Here is a 16,463-nt window from a genome sequence, read left to right as displayed (position 1 = left end):
AATTAACTAGTACTAGTTTGTGTAAAAATAGCTATGCTATGCATAAGTGTATTTCTAAGTTTGGATATCTATATATGTAGATAACACAATTATAAACTATACTTAGACTATAAAATATCTTCCAACCAGAAATGAGTAATGTACTTTTGTGGAATGTTTCGTTGGCAATTTTGATGGATGTGATTCTTTGGCTATAAGTTGTTCCAAATGTGCTAGTTCGGAGCTTGCTCTTCGAGGCTAGCACTTTGGGTACAACTTTATAGCCTTAGAATCACCCATCAGAATTGCCTAGAAACTGGAACAAAAGTATATTATTCATTTCGGTGTAGTATCCCATAAGTCTGTTTATCTATATTGAAAGAAATAAAAATACAGCCCATTCCAAATGGAATTAGGCTGCTTATCGTTTTATTTTAATTATTCAGATTTATCATACTTAGTATCTATTCCAAGTTTATTTATTTCTGAGTCCAAATGTCTGCTATATTTTTCTATGAAGCCAAGCATAGCGTCAAATTGTTCATCAGTCACTTGCTCAAATACGACTTTATCTCGATCTTGAAACTCTTTGTGCAGCTTTTCATGGACATCATAAACTCTTTGCCCTTGTTCAGTTAGCTTGAAATAGATTTCTTTCTTATTATCTGGCTTCTGATAGCTTTCTATAATGCCTCTTTGTATAAGCTTCTTTGTCATTTTACTTATAGCTCCCCTAGTCATATAAAGAGACTCTGCAAGTTTTGTCACGTTGGACTCTACGTTTCTTCCAATACATTCAATGTAATGTACTTCTGATGGGTTATATCCCTTAAGACTATCTTCCATCTTAAGTTTATTAAGCCAAGCCATCTTATTAAATACTTTCCTAAAATCCATTAAGACCTGTTCTTGTTTGTTCATGGCCTATCCTCCCACTTTTTAACGCATTAACAATATTATATTACTCTTTTGTTTCCATTTCAACAATATTAAAATATTATTGTAAGAAATTGAACTATACGTAAAAAGTTACTCTTAAAATTAGATTCTTAGTTCTCAGAATCACCAATTATCTCTAGCAACTCACATGGCTTGTCTATGATGTAATCCGCACCTTTTTCCTTTAGAAGCTCTCTATCTCTAAATCCCCAAGTTACGCCTATACATTCAACTCCAGAATTTCTAGCTGTTTTTACATCTACTTCTGAATCGCCAACATATATAGCTTTATCAGTAGTGGAATTTAATTCCTTTAAAGCTTTAATTACTGTATCAGGGGCTGGCTTTTTAGCAATATTTGAACTTTCTCCAATTGCAACTTTTATATATTCTTCAAAATAAATCTTATTAAGCTCTTTTACTGCTGCATCAAATTTATTAGAAACAATTGCAAGTTTATAATTTTCTTTTGATAAAACATCTAAAATCTCCATAATTCCTTCATATGCCTTAGTTTTATTTTGCATATTTTTTGAATAATGACTTCGAAAATCTGCAAGACATTCTTTATAATAAGGATTATTTAAGCCATCAGGTACAGAAAGCTCCATTAAACGCCCAACTCCGTTTCCTACAAAGCTTCTAACTTCTTCCTTTTTTCTAGATGGAAAATTATATTTTACTAATGCAAAATTCACACTATCAGCAAGATCTTCAAGCGTGTCAAGAAGCGTTCCATCCAAATCAAATATAACTGTATCATATTTCTTCATAAATAGTATCTCCTTAAAAAACATATAAATTTTTATTTACAACTTATTGTTAGTTAATTATAACAAAAAGCAATTAGAAATAGAATTATACATTGAAAAAACATATATAAACAAAGTTTACAAACTCAAATAGATAGGGATTTTGGCCTTAACTCATCACTTGGCTCACTAGAATTTTAAATGTAGATTTATTATTGAAAAATATATACAAAGATAAAAGAGGTAATTTACATTTTTGCAGATTACCTCTTTTATCTTTATATTTTATTATTCTCTTTTAACCTCATAAAATACACCTTCATCAAAATAAAGTAAAGTATTATTGTCCTTGATGAATAAAGTTATTTTATCTGATACATTTAATTGCATAATAGAATCAGTACTAACACCTATTTTTGAAAGATTGGTCTTATACTCACTCGCCATATTATTTTGAGTTTTGTTTATCATCTTATATTGTGGATTATTATAAGATTCATTACCAAAGGTCGCTAAGTTATTGGACAAACTAATCTTTAAACCTATTAGTGATGTTTTTTCACCAACAGATACCTTTCCATATCCTGCTACTTTTTTGATTTCCCAATTACCATAAAATGATTTTTCATCATTACTAGTTTCTTTATCATTGTTTTGTGAACTAGAATTATTATTCGTGCTATTATTGTTTTTCTCCACTGCAATATTTGTATCTTTGCTATCAGTAGATGAGCTAGCAGTATTATTTGTTTCAGTATTATTATCTGTATTTTTTGAATCACTGTTACTAGTAGTATTATCACTAGTATCTGTAGTAGCCTCAGTAGTTGTATCATTATTGGTTTGGTTAGCATTATTTTGTGGTTTTTGATTTCCACAACCACTTAATGTTACTAATATAGCTGCTACTGATAAAATAATTTTTATCTTTTTCAATTTTATTCTCCTTATTGGATTAACTTGTTGTATTTTAATACGAACATATTTTAACATAAACATACACGGCTTACAATTTTTATATTTACTCTAAATTGTAAATGCGCTTTTGTAATAATATTATAAAGTGTACATTATAGAAATAACCTTCAGAATCTTTGCAGGTTATTTTTATCTCTCCACAATTCTATCTTTAGGTCAACATTTTTCTTTCTAATAACTTTATGATAAGGTATTTTCTTTTTAGCCGCATAATCAGTTAAGTCTATAGCAGTTATTTAACTGACTATAAACTTATTATAGTAAACTAGAAAGATTAATGAAAATTCATCTAGTTCAATATCTGATATTATTTTTTGAATTTCAACTATTTTATCATTATTACAGATAATCTTTTTAGCAAATTTAAGATAACAGATGAAAACATAAGTCTCATATATACTATCTCATAATATAATTCAGTTTCTATGATATCGCCAGTTTCATTTTATCAATATAACCGTTAAAATTAATATATGTCATGACATTAGCTTTATTTAATAGGAAATAAGCAAGCCTAAATAAATCGCTTGGAGGTTAGAATATGGATATAGACTTATTAGAAAAACTTATAATTTTTCAGAAAAATAAAAATAATTTTATGGAAATCTTATCTTATTTTAATTCAAAGATAAAATACCTAATCTATAAACTAAAATATCCCGAAGCTGAAACAGACCTTATCATATTTCTTTATGAATTAATTACAAAGATAAATTTTGATAAATTTGTTTCTGGCGCAGATGCTTCAATGTATATAAAAAGATGTCTTAGAAATCAAGCAATTAGATTATCATATAAAGTCAATCGTGATAATAATCTCCTCACCTTTAATTGTGATGATGAATCATTAGAATCATTTAATGAAAATAATTCTAATGATTATTCAGATGTATTCTTCAATGATTTAATTTCATCATTAAAACCTAGACAAAAACAAATTGTTTATTATAAATTCTATCTGCAGCTTTCAGATATTGAAATTGGTAAAATTCTTAAAATATCTAGACAATCTGTAAATACAGCTAAAAGAGTTTCTTTAAATCTACTAAAAACTCAGTTATATATGGAGGGATGATATTATGTATGATGATCTTATAAAGGTTGCTATGACTCAAGGAATCTGGACATTACTTAGTTGTGTGCTTATAGTATACATATTAAAAGCACAGGAAACCAGAGACTTAAAGCAGGAAGAAAGAGAAAAAAACTATCAGGAAATAATTAAGGAGCTTACTGATAAATTAAATCTTTTAGATTCTATGAATTCAGCTTTAAATGAAATCAAAATTAAGATTAATTAAGCTTTATTTTTCAGATTTCCTTAATATATAATCCAGTTATTTCTTTGAGATGTGCATTAAAAAGTGTTTAATAATATAAAATAAAAGTATATAATCTTTAAACTTTATTGATTATATACTTTTATTTTCGTGTAAGCATAATGCTATTATGTTTATTTTTGTCATATATTTATGTATAATATAATTTAAATAGACTTAGATTGAGGTGATTTATGATTTTAATATTTAAATATTTAGATATTCTTCTATTCCTTGTTTTTTTCTGCATTTCATTAATTTTTATGATAAATTATATCCAATCCTACCGTAGGTTAGTTGGAGATAAAAAAGCTAATTTAGTAATTGATTCACATTTATGCTCTAATAAACACTCATATTTTATGTATATCTTTATTGTATTTCTTATAATAAGAAATATTGCAGAAAGCTTTTCTTTGTACTTATTGTTAAGTAATTGTATTCTTATATTTATTATTATTTTATGTCTATTTTTATATGACAAAGTTGTATCTAAAATGTATTTTCTTGAAGATGGAATTTTTATTGGAAATAAATTTATTGAATATATAGATATAAGAAGCCTTGACTTTATAGAAGAAAAAAATGAGGTTTTCATTGTAAAGATATATTATACCTTTTTAGAAAAAGTTTTTACTGTTTCATATAAAATAAGTCTTAATTCAAAAAGTAAAATCGAGGATTATATTAATTCATTAAATTTTAATATTAACTTTAATGGGGAATAAATAAAACTTATTAAATCCACTCTATGAAAAAATTTTAATATTGGTGAATATTTCATTTAACTTATGCAAATAATTATCATTGAAGTATTAACTTTCAACTATGGTAAAGAGATAGCATTTTAGATTACCCTGCTATCTCTTTTTTATTATTTATTTAACCTAACAATTATTTACAATATTATAGTTTTGAATATTTTTTTACGAAACGCATATACTACTCTCGTAAGATAGTAGTAATTTAATTTCATTAAAAGTGAACCACCAGAATAAGCCCTTATTTTCAAGGGCTTATTTTTGTTTTATTAAATAAATATCTATTCTGAATATATATATTAACTTTTCACATAATAAAATAAATCAATTAATTATACCGTTTAATTAAGAAAGGTGGATGATTTTTAATGAAGAGATTTCGTACAGCATTATTTGCTTTCTTATTAGTATTATTTACATCATTAACAACCAGCGCTTATAGTCAATCTGGTAAAACTCTTTCTCAAGGAATTTATAATGCAAGAGATTCAAATTTATTAATAAGTACTCCTATGACGGTTAAAATTGATTCTCCTAGCGGCAAGGCTATTATATTTATACTTGATTCTGATTATTCCATGAAGGAAATGGTAAAGTTAGAAGCCGAATCCACTGAACACACTTTAAAGCCATTTGATTATGGTTCCTTAATCATAGTCGTTGGTAATTCAAGTGTTACCTTTTACTAAAAGGCACTAGAGATAGTGTCTTTTTCTTATCTTAAAATTTATTTATAATTTTATATCTTAATGACGGAAACTTATAAGCATTAATACTATTATACACACAACAATATTAGGCATTAATATAATCAATAAATAATTCACTATTTTTGTCCTTCTATTTTTATCATTTTTCCCTTCACTTAGGTAATTAGCTAAGTATTTATCGCCACTAATAAAGGAACCATTTAAAATTCCACATATAACAATACAAAAAGCACTTAAAAAACCAGATATTTTTAATGTTATATTATAATCATTCAGTAAAAATCCTGCTATATATGCAACCATCGCAATAATTAAACCAATAGTAAATGATACTTTCAAAACTTCTCCTCCTCAAGAATTCTCACATGCTTATTAAGGGTAAACCCTTATATTGTAATCATTATAATTACGTTTTAATATACTTGCTAATTATGCATTATTCATAGTAGGTATAACCTTTCATTTTACTTTGTATTACTAATACAAGATTCACAAAATGAAATCCTCCAATTGATAATATAACAAAAATATTAGAAACATTAAAAATTATTATTACTATTCCAGCTATAATAAGATACACTGAATTTAATATTGCAAACTTTAATTGCATCCTGAAAAATTCTCTTGGTTTTATAATTGTCATTGCTGTTTTTCTTACAAATCTTCTATTGTAGTAAGTAATTTTATCTTTGCACCAAATAGAATATATTAAATAGATTACTCCAATTAAAATTGGTAATATACCAAGCCAATTCATCTCAAATCCCCCTAATAAAAATGTTCTATTACAGATAACCCAACTATAATATATACTTATGCGTATACCTCACCGAAATCATAAATATTTTGATTCCGAAAAGCAATGAAAATCGAACTTATGTGAATCCTCACCAAAATCTAATATAATCCTATTGAAAGCTGCTAAGAATGGCTTTTTCAATTTCTTTAATAGCCATATCGTACTCTTTAATTCCAGTTAAGACCTTGAATTCTTCATTGTCAATAATTGATTTAAGCATTTTCTTTCTAATTATTTTTTGTTCTTCAGGTTTTATTTCTAGTTCAACTTTATTAAAATAAGGATTGCTGCTGTAGTCATATCCCATAGAAATTACTTCTTCAATATAGGTTTTAAACCATTTGGCAGCAGCTTCTTTATCTCCAATTTCAATATATAATTCAACATATTTATATGCAGCTGAACCTAATCCAATATGAAACATATTCTGAATCTTATGGCACGCATCTAAATAAAGTATTGCCTTTTCATAATCTTTTTCTTTCTTTGATGTCTTTGCCATTATAATTAGCATAAGGATACTATTATTTAGATAATTCAATAATTTGTTGCTGCAAAATTTTTGAATTTCTTCTTTCTTTCCCTGTTTTTCAAGAATAATTGGATATAGAGTTACTGGATCCAAGCTTTTGGGAAGCTCATTGAGTGCTCTTTCGCTTTCTTCATAATTTCCCAAAATCATATTAATATGAGCAATGAAAAATACAGCTATTTGCATATATTTAGGATCTTTACTTTCAGCTACCTTATTAAACAGATCCAAAGCTTCTTGTCTTTTTGCTTTTATAAACTCTTCCGAATCATCCTCAGACATCATAAGGTATGTGTTAAGCAAACCTGCAACTTCGACTTTTAAACAAATACTGTTTGGATATTCACTTAGGTACCTTTTACATTCTTTCTCACCAACTGCATACCCCTCATGAAGAAATAGTTTTGTAAGTTTTGATTTTATATTATTAACTTCTTCTTCAGAAAGTTCTTTATGAAATGATAATAATGTATCAATAGATGTGTTTAGAGCTCTGGCTAAAGGTGCTAATATTGAAATATCAGGCATTGAATTTCCATTTTCCCACTTACTTACTGCTCCTGCTGAAATTCCGATCATAAGAGCTAACTCTTCTTGAGTCAATTTTCTCTCTTTTCTTAACTTTAAAATTGTTTCCCCTATATTTAATTCGTTCAATTCTATACCTCCGATATTTAGGCTTCAAAATGCCTTTTGATAAATTTATTATAAGTTTACCTTTTATAACAAACAATAGAGGCTAATTCACATTTAAATTAAGAAAACTTGAATGATATTCAACTTAAATTTATTTAAAAATATACAGATTTCAAGTATAAATTCTATTAATAATTACTATGCAGTACTTACTTAATGGATTATACCTGTGCTGCACGAAGTTTTTTCCACTTTCTAATTTTGCTTCGAAAAGATTTAAAAGGTGCAACAGTATTTATATGAATCCATTTCCAAACTGGCCAATTAGATGGTGTTGACTCTGCCCACTTTCTGCCTCCTAGATTAAATAACTGATCCTCATCAAAACCTTTTATCCATAAAATAATATCCTCTACATTTGAAATAAATATTTCCTTTAACTCTGATAACGAATAGTCATTATATTTAGCATAAAATCTTTCATATAGCTTTCCTAGTTGATTCCACTTAAAATCTTTATCTGGTGTTATTACTTCCTTTCCAGCCAATTCATCACTTTCCCAACTTTTAAGCTGCTGCATCCACCCAAGTTGGTATGCAATGATTTGTCCAGGGGCTCTATCGACTCCTTCTATAATAAGATTTTTATCATTTTCTGCTACATCATCAAATTCTTTTATAAAAAGTGTTGCTGTCTTTTTTATTTCATTTATGAAAGTTTCTTTATCCGCATATTGCTCCATAACTACACCTCCTATTTTGTATAATAATACAGCATAAAACTTGACAGCATCATGTCATATTAATTAAGTTTAATGAATATTAGAATTTCTAAACCTTTTCCTGTACCCATCTAAGATCATAACATTGTTATTTTTACATCTATTTTAAACAAGACTCTATATAATCAACTGATACATCCATCCTAATAGCCGTTTCTTCTATGGATAGACCACTATTTAAGAATCCTTTTACAACCATGACTATATTTTCTCCAACTTCGATAATATGCTTATCAGGATCATAAAACCTAACAACACGCTGCCCCCAAGAATGTTCTACCATAGGATGTACATAATTAATATCTGAGAGAGTGTTAAGCTTTTGAATAAAGCTGTCAAAATCATCTTCCTCAAAATATAATTCCGCTGCATTTCCACCAAAAGCAATTTCATCATTCTGTTTGCATATAAATGATAACCAAGTATCTTTTGTTTGTAATGCAATACCACCAGTCAAAGTTACATTTGCTCCAAAGTCAACAACAACCTCTAACCCAAGTACTTCATAATAAAATTTCTTTGATTTCTCCATATTAGAAACAACTATCATTGGATTTGAAAACTTCATTTTATTCCTCTCCTTTAGCTAGCTTTATCTCTTCTAACCTTTCCTCCGCTGCTTTAATTGCCTGAGTTCCTGTTTTGCAAAGTACATTTATTCCCTTAACAATAGTTACAATTACATATGCTTCTACTAATTCTTCCATAGTTAAACCTGCTTCTACAGCTGCAACAGCATGTGCCTTTGCTCCACTTACTTCATCATCTAAACTATCCAATATAGTAAAAATTAATTCCCTTGTTTTTTTAGGAAGATGTCCATTTCAATTGATTCACGCATTGCCAAATATCCACTTAACCCATCTGGCGAATATTTAGAAAGTGCATCAGCAAATGGCGGATTCCATTTCAATTCTTCCTTATAATATTTAAGTATACTTTCAAAATCCTTCATAACTAAACTCCCCCTCATTTCTTATTTTCTTGAGAATATTAACCCAAACTATATTTTCTTAGCAATATAATCAACAAATCCTTGTCTTATTTTTTCACCTTCATCCATTCTTTCTAATACCCTAATTTCTTTATGCAATATTTCCATATCTTCAAAATATGTATCTGGCTCACATTCCTCAAAATATGAATGTATTACAGTAGTGTTTCTCTCCATTTGCTCATATTGATTTTCACCAATAGCTAAACCTGTTCCATAACGAGAATCCTTTGTCGTAAGAAAATTCACAAAAAGTAAGCCTCTAGGCTTTAATACACGTTTCATTTCATTTATTGATTTTAAAACATCTTCTTTTCTCATGTGAAATACCGAATTATACGAATAAACAAAGCTAAATGTTTCATCTTCAAATTTTAAATTTCTCATATCTCCTTGTTCAATATTTAAATCTTGATTTTTTTCATCTGCATACATATTAGCCTCTTTTAATTGATTAATATCAAATTCTATTCCATGTGTTTTATATCCATATTCTGAAAATAAGCTTAACGGTGGACAATTCCCTCCTGCACCACAATCTAGAACCACCTTATCCATATTTGTTTCATTACAGAACATGATAAACCTATACAATGGTATTTGCCTAAATATTTCATTCATTTTACCTTGTCCTTTCTATTAAAAACATTTTATAAATCACCTAAATTTAGTATTGCTACAGCCTTTTATTTCTCCTAAGATATTCTGACATTATAACTAAATAATAACATATATTACAATTATAAATTACTTAAATTTTATTAAGTTTAAGTCTATGTGCTGAAATATGAAATTATATTTTTTTACTTAAATCTTTAGCAAACCAGATGTTCGATTGAAACTAAAATTTAGAAACTTAATTACAATATATATTTTTAATAGACTCCAATTAAATTTATTACATTCTTTGACACAATATATCCATAACAATCAAAAATATATAAAATCCAATCATAACAATGAATACTTTATGATTTATATTGATGTATTTTGTTGAAATTCAAATTAAAATATATTCTTTAGAAAGAAGGAACTATTCAATTTTTTGAGAATTTTAAATTATAGGTAAATAAATATAAAAATATTAATTTATGAGGGGTGTGTTTTTATGAATTTTAATTTTAATACTAGTTTTTCTATGGAGTTTGATGCTATTGACAATAAGCATAAAGAATTATTTAATCGAGTTAATAAACTTCTTTATGCTTTAGAAAAAGAAAAGGATAGTAATGAAATTTTAAAAGCTTTAGACTCTGTTGAATATTATGCAAATAATAATTTTGATGAAGAAATAACTCAAACAAAATACAATTGTTCTGAACTTAAGATGTGTCACAGAAAACTTAATATGGAAATAAGAAAATTAAGATATTCATTTGAAAATCCAGGAATTTCATCATTATTTACGCCTCTAATGCAGAAGGAAATAATGAAGTGGAGTAAAAATTACATAATTGGCTTACATAAATATACATATGCATTTTTAAACGAGAACTCCTCATCTGCTACTGAAGTTATGTTATAGCAAGATGATTTAGCTCAACCATTGGCTTGGTTTTTTACTTCTTCAAATAATTACCCCTGCACCGTGTTTCACGGCACAGGGGTAGTTTCTATATATCTTGTATTAGTTTGCAACATTTCTTGTTCAATTCTTATAATAATTTTAGCTCCTAACTTTAAATATATTATGGCATATCTCCATTAAAGTTAATAGTTGACATTATCAGTCCCCATTGCAAAATTTCACCGATTATAGCACGTGCCTATACGGGCACACCCAAAATATAAAATATCAAATATTCAATTTACACCAGTTGTTCTACATTCTCCTTCGTTCTGTTAATTTTTAAGGAACTATTTAAATATTAAAAAGCAAGACTAAAATCTAGCCTTGCTTTTTTAATTCATATAGATAACACAATCATAAACTCTACTTACACTATGAAATATCTTCCAACCAGAAATGAGTTATATGCATAAGTTCAGGTCTTAGCTGGGTTATCTATAATCTTTTATATAAATTATTCTTTTATTAATATGTTCAATAACTTTACATCTGTTAATGCTTCCATTCCATATTGGATATCAGCTTCTAATGCAAAAATATCACCTTCGCTTATTACTGATTCGTCATTTTCATTGTAAACAACTTTAGCTTCTCCTTCTATTACAATAAATAATGATTCCATTTGATAATATTCCTTATCTATGCTTTCTCCCTTTGCATATGAAAAGAATCTAACTTCATGTTTTTCATTATCTACTAGGGCCTTACTTGCTATTGTATTTCCTGAATGACTTATCATATCTTTCATTTTTATTGGTTCAAATGGTTTGATGTTTCTTAAATATTTCATAAGCTTAATCCTCTTTCACTACTATTAATAGCATCTTCATATCTTCTTTTGCAGTTACTTGATGCTGAATATTTGCAGGCATAACTACCACTTGCCCTTTATGAGCTTCCATTACTTCATCACCTATCTTTACAGTAGCTACTCCTTCCTGAATAACAATCATAGCATCACCTTTAGCTGCATGAGGCCCAACGCCTTCACCTTTTCCAAAAGCTAATGCAGTAAGTCCTACACCTTTCTTTTGAGCCATTGTAACAGTTTCTATTTGACCTTCTTTGCAGCTTACTAAGCTGTCAAAATCTATTGCCTTTGATTTTTCTATATTCTTAATTAATTCTTGCATATTACATTCTCCTTTTCATTTTTATATGTAGGTAAACAACATCTCTCCATTGATTTATATATAGCCATACTAGAAATAATAGGGATTCTTTTGTGCAGTGTTTCATTGAGAATTTTGCTGTAGGATTTCTTCAGTACAAGTTGTTCTATTTTTGCTTGTCATTTGCTTGTCATTTGCTTGTCAAAGGAGCATGCAGAAATTGGTACAACTTATACTGTTAGAAATCCACAGTGAAATTCTCTAGAAACCGAAATAACAGAATCCCTGTTATTTCGGTGATTATATGCATAACTCTAAGATTCATTTAGTTTATCTACAGATAAGCTGTAAATGTTTCTATTAGTTCTTCATTATTTTTGTTTATATTGCTATCAAAATATAGATCTAATACAGGAGTATTTATTTCTTCTTTATATTTTTCTCTCAGTATTTTTAATATTGTAGCCGTATTTTCATACATTGAGCTTACAACAATAATCCCATCAACATTTTCTGCTGTTAGCAATTTAGCAAATCTATATCTTCCGCTTCCTCCTGCATAATTTGGAAGCTTATCTTTTAGTATTTCATTAAGACTATCAATATCCTTATTAAATGGAGATTTTTCTTCTAGAATCAAATTAACTTTATTAATAATCTTCTTGGCTTCATCTACTAATTTTAAATATGGTTTGTTGGTCTTATTTCTTTTATTGCTAAAATCTTTATATATCATATATAATTCTTCTGCAAAGGGCTGCTTTACAACATCATAATCTTCCATTAGCCTTTTTATGAGATTATTATTTAAATAATCTTTATGCACTACCAAAGATTCTCCAACTATAAGCAGTTTCTTTTTATTTTCTTTTAATATCTCACTATTTAGGATTTCTAATTTTTCATCAAAATATGAGTCTGATATATTATTATTTTTTATTGCTTTAATTAAATCATCTAAGGATGTTTCTTTTTTATCTTCATGTAATCTATTAATTAGATCGCCTATTACCAATGCTTTAAAGAATTCTAGACCAAAATCTTTATCTCCTAAGTAATCTTCTATAAATGGCGCTTCGAGATTTAGTTTTCTGCCACATTCTAAGGCTTTATATTGTATAAGCTTCCCATACTGCCCAAAGGTTTCACTTCCTTCATCTGTAGGAAGATATAATGTATATTCTTTTTCACTTTCTTTAACTTTACTTATGACTTCTGATATTAAACCAGTTAGTGAGAAATATTCTTTTCCTCTTGAAAATTGCTTTCCAATTTCAATTGTGCTTTCACTTACAGGTTCTAATATTGTAACCTTTGTATTTTTTCTTTCTAAGAAAGCTTTTAGTATATTGCTATATGGATACATATATGGAATTATCACTTCATTTTCAGTTTCTATTTCATTCTTAGAGTTTTGAAGTTTATTATCAAATTTAACTTCATTAACCATTCCAAGTTTTTTACTCAAATTGTCTTCAGTTGCCTCTTCAACTTTATTTTCTAAAGGGCCATTATTATCACAATTTTTAATCGAATTTATAAATGCCTCTACCCTTGTAATTACTCCAACTTTTGAAGAGTGTTCATCTACTTCTATATGCAAATAAGGCTTGCTTCCCATTTCCTTCTTAAAATAATGGGTAAGAATTGTATCTGGTCCGCATCCATGGTTAGTAATATATATTGGATATAAATTTTTATGATTTCTTATAATTTTTGCTCCAGTTATTATGTGCTGTCCAAAAGGCCAATACATATTAGAATATTCTTCTCCTATATTCATCTCAGAAGCTTCAAGGTGAGTTAAATGAAGTACTTTATATCCACGCTTTTTCAATTCATTTTCTATGCCCATGTTTAATGCTGGATCAACTATGTTATATACTCTGCTTATCATTACAAATACTTTTTCATCTTTATCTATATTCTTTAAAACATCAGATCCAAGTGATTCAAGATTTTTTTCATAATCCATGAACTTTTTCATCCCAGACATTACCGCTGTAGCTGTTTCTATTTTATTTTTCCCAAGATCTTTTCCTATGCTTAATAAAGTTTTAATCATATATTGTTTACCAAAATTAAATGATAACGTTGGTGATATTAACTTTATATTTTTTTCTACTAAGTTAAACACGCTTTCAATTATCTTTGGTGAAGTCTGCATATACACACATGCGTAATCTTCTCTCACATCTGAACCTGCATGCTTCATAGTATATAAATGTGGCAAAAATATATAATCAACCTTTTTCTCTAAAAGCCATGCTACATGTCCATTTATTAATTTAACAGGAAAACATGTTTCTTCAAAAGAATATTCTTGGCTAAGGCCTATTATATCTTCATTAGTTGCATCTGAAAGTAAAACATTATAGCCTAATTTTTTAAATATCTCATTAAACATTGGGAACATTTTATTAAGAAATAATACTCTTGGTATCCCTATTGTTTTTTTATCAGCATCTTTATTTGTTATATATCCGTCTAAAAAGAATCTTTCACCTTTATTTGAATAATCTATACTGTTATTTTGTTTTTTATCTTTCTCGTTATTCTTTATACTTTCCTTTGTTAAAACTGCTGTTCCCAAAGCACCTGTAACACTAAAGAATTCCGGAACGATAATTTCTTTATTAAGTAAAGCCCTAAATGCATTCACTACTGCTTGATTATGAGCAATTCCACCTTGAAGGAATATTTTATTTCCAATAGGTCTGTTTCCAACAACTCTGTTTAAATAATTTTTTACTATAGAATAAGCGAGGCCAGCTGAAATATTTTCAATACTTTCTCCTTCTCCTATTGCTTTACCTATGTTTCCTTCAATAAAAACAGTACATCTATCGCCTAAATTGCAAGGACTATCGCCTTCTAAAGCAATCTTTCCAAATTCACCAATACTTATTCCAAGTTTCTTAATCTGCTCTTCTATGAACGCTCCTGTTCCAGCTGCACATATCTTATTCATTTCAAAGTCTTTTACTAATTTATTTTCTATACATATATATTTTGAGTCCTGACCACCAATTTCAAATATGGTATCAACATCACTACATACATTTATCGCACCTTCTGCTTGAGCTGTAATCTCATTTACAATTAAATCCGCATTAATTAATTTTCCAATAAGCTCTCTACCAGAACCAGTTGTACCTATTCCTTTGAATTTAAAATCTTGTCCTAATCTTTCCTTTAATATATCAAAATACTCAATAACAACTTCTTTTGGTTTTCCATTAGTTTTTGTATAAATATAATCAATCACGTTGTTAGCTTCATCAATAACAACAAAATTGATACTTGTTGATCCAATATCAACGCCCAAGTAACCTTCTTTTAAAGTATTGTTTATACAATTATGTTTATTTAAACCATCATTTACTCCGAATTTATCTAATTTTTCAAATAAGCTATTTTTAGGCTTTTCTATAATTAATTTTTCAGAAGAGCTAAGTTTATTTACATCTATAATTAATCCTTTTTCTTCTGCTATCTTGCAGGCTCCAAAACATGTAAGCAACTCAAAGTTTTCTTCAATTATAATGTCTTCGTCTTCTAACTTTAATACATCCTTTAGAGCTTTAACTACTCCTTTGTTATGTATTCCCCCACCAGAAAGCATGATTGGTTTATTAAGCTTATTTTTCTGAAGAACATTTGCTTTATAATTTCTTACAAGTGCATGGCATAATCCTTGCAATATATCCTCTACTTTTACCCCATCCTGCATATGATGTATCATGTCAGTCTTTGAAAAAACGCTGCATCTTCCAGCTATTCTTGGAATTTCTGTAGCTTTTTCTGTGTAGGCTGATATATCTTTTATATCTATAGATAATCTTGAAGCCTGCTCTTCTAAAAAAGAACCTGTACCAGCTGCACAGCTTGTATTCATAAAGAATTTTACATTTTTAACGTCTATATCTGTAATATATTTTGTTTCTTGTGCACCAAGTTCAATAATAGATTTAACATTCTTATTTTTAAATAAAGCTCCTTCAATAAGAGAAATACTATTATTGATATGATATTTTTTATCTAAATTAATTCTTGATGATAAACTTCCTGTTACTCCAATAACCATATTTGATTCTTTATTAATTACTTTAATCTTCTCAATTAACTCACCATAATATTTATTAATATTTCCTTTATGGAATATATAATTACTTTCAATTAAATTATCATTACTATCTAAGTAAACATACTTAAGAGTTGAATAACCAATATCTATTCCTAACTTATTCATAACACCCTCCTTTGAAATTCATTCTCATTTACTTCTTATAAGTATTATATTACACTTTCACGCTAGACTCCGTATCATATGATACGCTTTAAAAGAAATTTATGAGTAGTCTAATGTCAGATTTAGATAATTTAAATATTTCATGTGCTTCTGAAGTCCAAATGATTGAGGATTTTATAAACTAAAATACCCTATAGCGTTGACTTTTTTATCGTCTATTCTATAGGATACAATCTAATTATCTTATGATCCATCCGTTATTAAAAATAAAGTTTACACTATATCTTTCAATCTGAAGTATTGCTCAATCTTTTCATCAATTAAACAAAAATTACAGGAATGTGCGAT

At 27.9% G+C, this 16,463-nt stretch carries 19 protein-coding genes; 5 read left to right on the top strand and 14 right to left on the bottom strand.

The features are described 5' to 3' along the window. Positions 1 to 417 precede the first annotated feature (417 nt). The 3 genes from L1S46_RS13015 to L1S46_RS13005 all read right to left on the bottom strand — a co-directional run bounded on the left by L1S46_RS13015 (position 418) and on the right by L1S46_RS13005 (position 2,606). Positions 418 to 900 (bottom strand): MarR family transcriptional regulator, encoded by a 483-nt coding sequence (locus L1S46_RS13015; RefSeq protein WP_238900225.1) that lies wholly within the window; start codon positions 898 to 900, stop codon positions 418 to 420. Positions 901 to 1,028: 128 nt separating this feature from the next. Beyond that, on the bottom strand, positions 1,029 to 1,691 hold the full coding sequence (locus tag L1S46_RS13010; RefSeq protein ID WP_238900224.1) for an HAD family hydrolase: 663 nt from the start codon (positions 1,689 to 1,691) through the stop codon (positions 1,029 to 1,031). A 267-nt stretch (positions 1,692 to 1,958) separates the two neighbouring features. Then, the gene (locus tag L1S46_RS13005) at positions 1,959 to 2,606 is read right to left on the bottom strand and encodes a hypothetical protein (protein WP_238900223.1); all 648 of its coding nucleotides are present in this window, start codon (positions 2,604 to 2,606) and stop codon (positions 1,959 to 1,961) included. Between the two features lie 583 nt (positions 2,607 to 3,189). Between L1S46_RS13005 and L1S46_RS13000 the strand changes: the two genes are divergently transcribed. From L1S46_RS13000 to L1S46_RS12985, 4 genes are all read left to right on the top strand, one after another. Beyond that, positions 3,190 to 3,723: an RNA polymerase subunit sigma-24 gene (locus L1S46_RS13000; RefSeq protein WP_238900222.1), complete on the top strand. Its 534-nt coding sequence runs from the start codon at positions 3,190 to 3,192 to the stop codon at positions 3,721 to 3,723. A 4-nt stretch (positions 3,724 to 3,727) separates the two neighbouring features. Further along, positions 3,728 to 3,949: a BhlA/UviB family holin-like peptide gene (locus L1S46_RS12995; protein WP_012059909.1), complete on the top strand. Its 222-nt coding sequence runs from the start codon at positions 3,728 to 3,730 to the stop codon at positions 3,947 to 3,949. Positions 3,950 to 4,464: 515 nt separating this feature from the next. Next, the gene (locus L1S46_RS12990; RefSeq protein ID WP_236887846.1) at positions 4,465 to 4,695 is read left to right on the top strand and encodes a hypothetical protein; all 231 of its coding nucleotides are present in this window, start codon (positions 4,465 to 4,467) and stop codon (positions 4,693 to 4,695) included. Positions 4,696 to 5,096: 401 nt separating this feature from the next. Further along, positions 5,097 to 5,417, top strand: a complete 321-nt coding sequence (locus L1S46_RS12985; RefSeq protein WP_171787759.1) for a hypothetical protein — start codon at positions 5,097 to 5,099, stop codon at positions 5,415 to 5,417. A 57-nt stretch (positions 5,418 to 5,474) separates the two neighbouring features. Here L1S46_RS12985 and L1S46_RS12980 read toward each other — a convergent pair whose 3' ends face one another. The 8 genes from L1S46_RS12980 to L1S46_RS12945 form a co-directional block, all read right to left on the bottom strand. Beyond that, complete coding sequence (locus tag L1S46_RS12980; RefSeq protein ID WP_238900221.1) at positions 5,475 to 5,777, bottom strand: DUF5316 domain-containing protein; 303 nt, start codon at positions 5,775 to 5,777, stop codon at positions 5,475 to 5,477. A 97-nt stretch (positions 5,778 to 5,874) separates the two neighbouring features. After that, positions 5,875 to 6,195 (bottom strand): hypothetical protein, encoded by a 321-nt coding sequence (locus L1S46_RS12975; protein ID WP_238900220.1) that lies wholly within the window; start codon positions 6,193 to 6,195, stop codon positions 5,875 to 5,877. A gap of 151 nt (positions 6,196 to 6,346) precedes the next feature. Next, positions 6,347 to 7,426 carry a helix-turn-helix transcriptional regulator gene (locus L1S46_RS12970; protein WP_238900219.1) on the bottom strand — a complete coding sequence of 360 codons (1,080 nt, stop codon included), beginning with the start codon at positions 7,424 to 7,426 and terminating at the stop codon, positions 6,347 to 6,349. A gap of 200 nt (positions 7,427 to 7,626) precedes the next feature. After that, entirely contained in the window at positions 7,627 to 8,148 is a 522-nt protein-coding gene (locus tag L1S46_RS12965; RefSeq protein ID WP_238900218.1) for a ClbS/DfsB family four-helix bundle protein, read from the bottom strand. Between the two features lie 139 nt (positions 8,149 to 8,287). Further along, a complete protein-coding gene (locus tag L1S46_RS12960; protein WP_077308439.1) occupies positions 8,288 to 8,755 on the bottom strand; it encodes a VOC family protein in 468 nt (155 codons plus the stop codon). Position 8,756: 1 nt separating this feature from the next. Then, entirely contained in the window at positions 8,757 to 8,966 is a 210-nt protein-coding gene (locus L1S46_RS12955) for a hypothetical protein (RefSeq protein WP_238900217.1), read from the bottom strand. A gap of 11 nt (positions 8,967 to 8,977) precedes the next feature. Beyond that, a complete protein-coding gene (locus L1S46_RS12950) occupies positions 8,978 to 9,142 on the bottom strand; it encodes a hypothetical protein (RefSeq protein WP_238900216.1) in 165 nt (54 codons plus the stop codon). Between the two features lie 48 nt (positions 9,143 to 9,190). Continuing rightward, positions 9,191 to 9,802: a class I SAM-dependent methyltransferase gene (locus L1S46_RS12945; RefSeq protein ID WP_238900215.1), complete on the bottom strand. Its 612-nt coding sequence runs from the start codon at positions 9,800 to 9,802 to the stop codon at positions 9,191 to 9,193. A 487-nt stretch (positions 9,803 to 10,289) separates the two neighbouring features. On the opposite strand from L1S46_RS12945, the gene L1S46_RS12940 reads away from it, so the two are divergent. Beyond that, on the top strand, positions 10,290 to 10,706 hold the full coding sequence (locus L1S46_RS12940) for a hemerythrin family protein (RefSeq protein WP_012059920.1): 417 nt from the start codon (positions 10,290 to 10,292) through the stop codon (positions 10,704 to 10,706). 499 nt (positions 10,707 to 11,205) lie between these two features. On the opposite strand, the gene L1S46_RS12935 is transcribed toward L1S46_RS12940, so the two are convergent. From L1S46_RS12935 to L1S46_RS12925, 3 genes are all read right to left on the bottom strand, one after another. Further along, complete coding sequence (locus L1S46_RS12935; protein ID WP_012059921.1) at positions 11,206 to 11,541, bottom strand: cupin; 336 nt, start codon at positions 11,539 to 11,541, stop codon at positions 11,206 to 11,208. Between the two features lie 4 nt (positions 11,542 to 11,545). Next, positions 11,546 to 11,884 (bottom strand): cupin domain-containing protein, encoded by a 339-nt coding sequence (locus L1S46_RS12930; RefSeq protein ID WP_012059922.1) that lies wholly within the window; start codon positions 11,882 to 11,884, stop codon positions 11,546 to 11,548. Positions 11,885 to 12,197: 313 nt separating this feature from the next. After that, positions 12,198 to 16,115 (bottom strand): acyl-CoA dehydratase activase, encoded by a 3,918-nt coding sequence (locus L1S46_RS12925; protein ID WP_238900214.1) that lies wholly within the window; start codon positions 16,113 to 16,115, stop codon positions 12,198 to 12,200. Positions 16,116 to 16,463 lie beyond the last annotated feature (348 nt).

The sequence above is a fragment of the Clostridium sp. YIM B02500 genome (assembly GCF_022324665.1).
Classification (GTDB): Bacteria; Bacillota; Clostridia; order Clostridiales; family Clostridiaceae; genus Clostridium; species Clostridium beijerinckii.
Note: the sequence above shows the minus strand (reverse complement) of the source record. Positions and strands in the feature narration are given on the sequence as shown.

What these genes read in the sequence shown, in the direction of transcription:
- L1S46_RS12930 (WP_012059922.1), bottom strand. Translation starts at nt 11,884, where the DNA reads ATGCAAGAATTAATTAAGAATATAGAAAAATCAAAGGCAATAGATTTT.
- L1S46_RS12990 (WP_236887846.1), top strand. Translation starts at nt 4,465, where the DNA reads ATGTATTTTCTTGAAGATGGAATTTTTATTGGAAATAAATTTATTGAA.
- L1S46_RS13015 (WP_238900225.1), bottom strand. Translation starts at nt 900, where the DNA reads ATGAACAAACAAGAACAGGTCTTAATGGATTTTAGGAAAGTATTTAAT.
- L1S46_RS12940 (WP_012059920.1), top strand. Translation starts at nt 10,290, where the DNA reads ATGAATTTTAATTTTAATACTAGTTTTTCTATGGAGTTTGATGCTATT.
- L1S46_RS12945 (WP_238900215.1), bottom strand. Translation starts at nt 9,802, where the DNA reads ATGAATGAAATATTTAGGCAAATACCATTGTATAGGTTTATCATGTTC.
- L1S46_RS12950 (WP_238900216.1), bottom strand. Translation starts at nt 9,142, where the DNA reads ATGAAGGATTTTGAAAGTATACTTAAATATTATAAGGAAGAATTGAAA.
- L1S46_RS12935 (WP_012059921.1), bottom strand. Translation starts at nt 11,541, where the DNA reads ATGAAATATTTAAGAAACATCAAACCATTTGAACCAATAAAAATGAAA.
- L1S46_RS12960 (WP_077308439.1), bottom strand. Translation starts at nt 8,755, where the DNA reads ATGAAGTTTTCAAATCCAATGATAGTTGTTTCTAATATGGAGAAATCA.
- L1S46_RS12965 (WP_238900218.1), bottom strand. Translation starts at nt 8,148, where the DNA reads ATGGAGCAATATGCGGATAAAGAAACTTTCATAAATGAAATAAAAAAG.
- L1S46_RS13000 (WP_238900222.1), top strand. Translation starts at nt 3,190, where the DNA reads ATGGATATAGACTTATTAGAAAAACTTATAATTTTTCAGAAAAATAAA.
- L1S46_RS13010 (WP_238900224.1), bottom strand. Translation starts at nt 1,691, where the DNA reads ATGAAGAAATATGATACAGTTATATTTGATTTGGATGGAACGCTTCTT.
- L1S46_RS12925 (WP_238900214.1), bottom strand. Translation starts at nt 16,115, where the DNA reads ATGAATAAGTTAGGAATAGATATTGGTTATTCAACTCTTAAGTATGTT.
- L1S46_RS12985 (WP_171787759.1), top strand. Translation starts at nt 5,097, where the DNA reads ATGAAGAGATTTCGTACAGCATTATTTGCTTTCTTATTAGTATTATTT.
- L1S46_RS12975 (WP_238900220.1), bottom strand. Translation starts at nt 6,195, where the DNA reads ATGAATTGGCTTGGTATATTACCAATTTTAATTGGAGTAATCTATTTA.
- L1S46_RS12995 (WP_012059909.1), top strand. Translation starts at nt 3,728, where the DNA reads ATGTATGATGATCTTATAAAGGTTGCTATGACTCAAGGAATCTGGACA.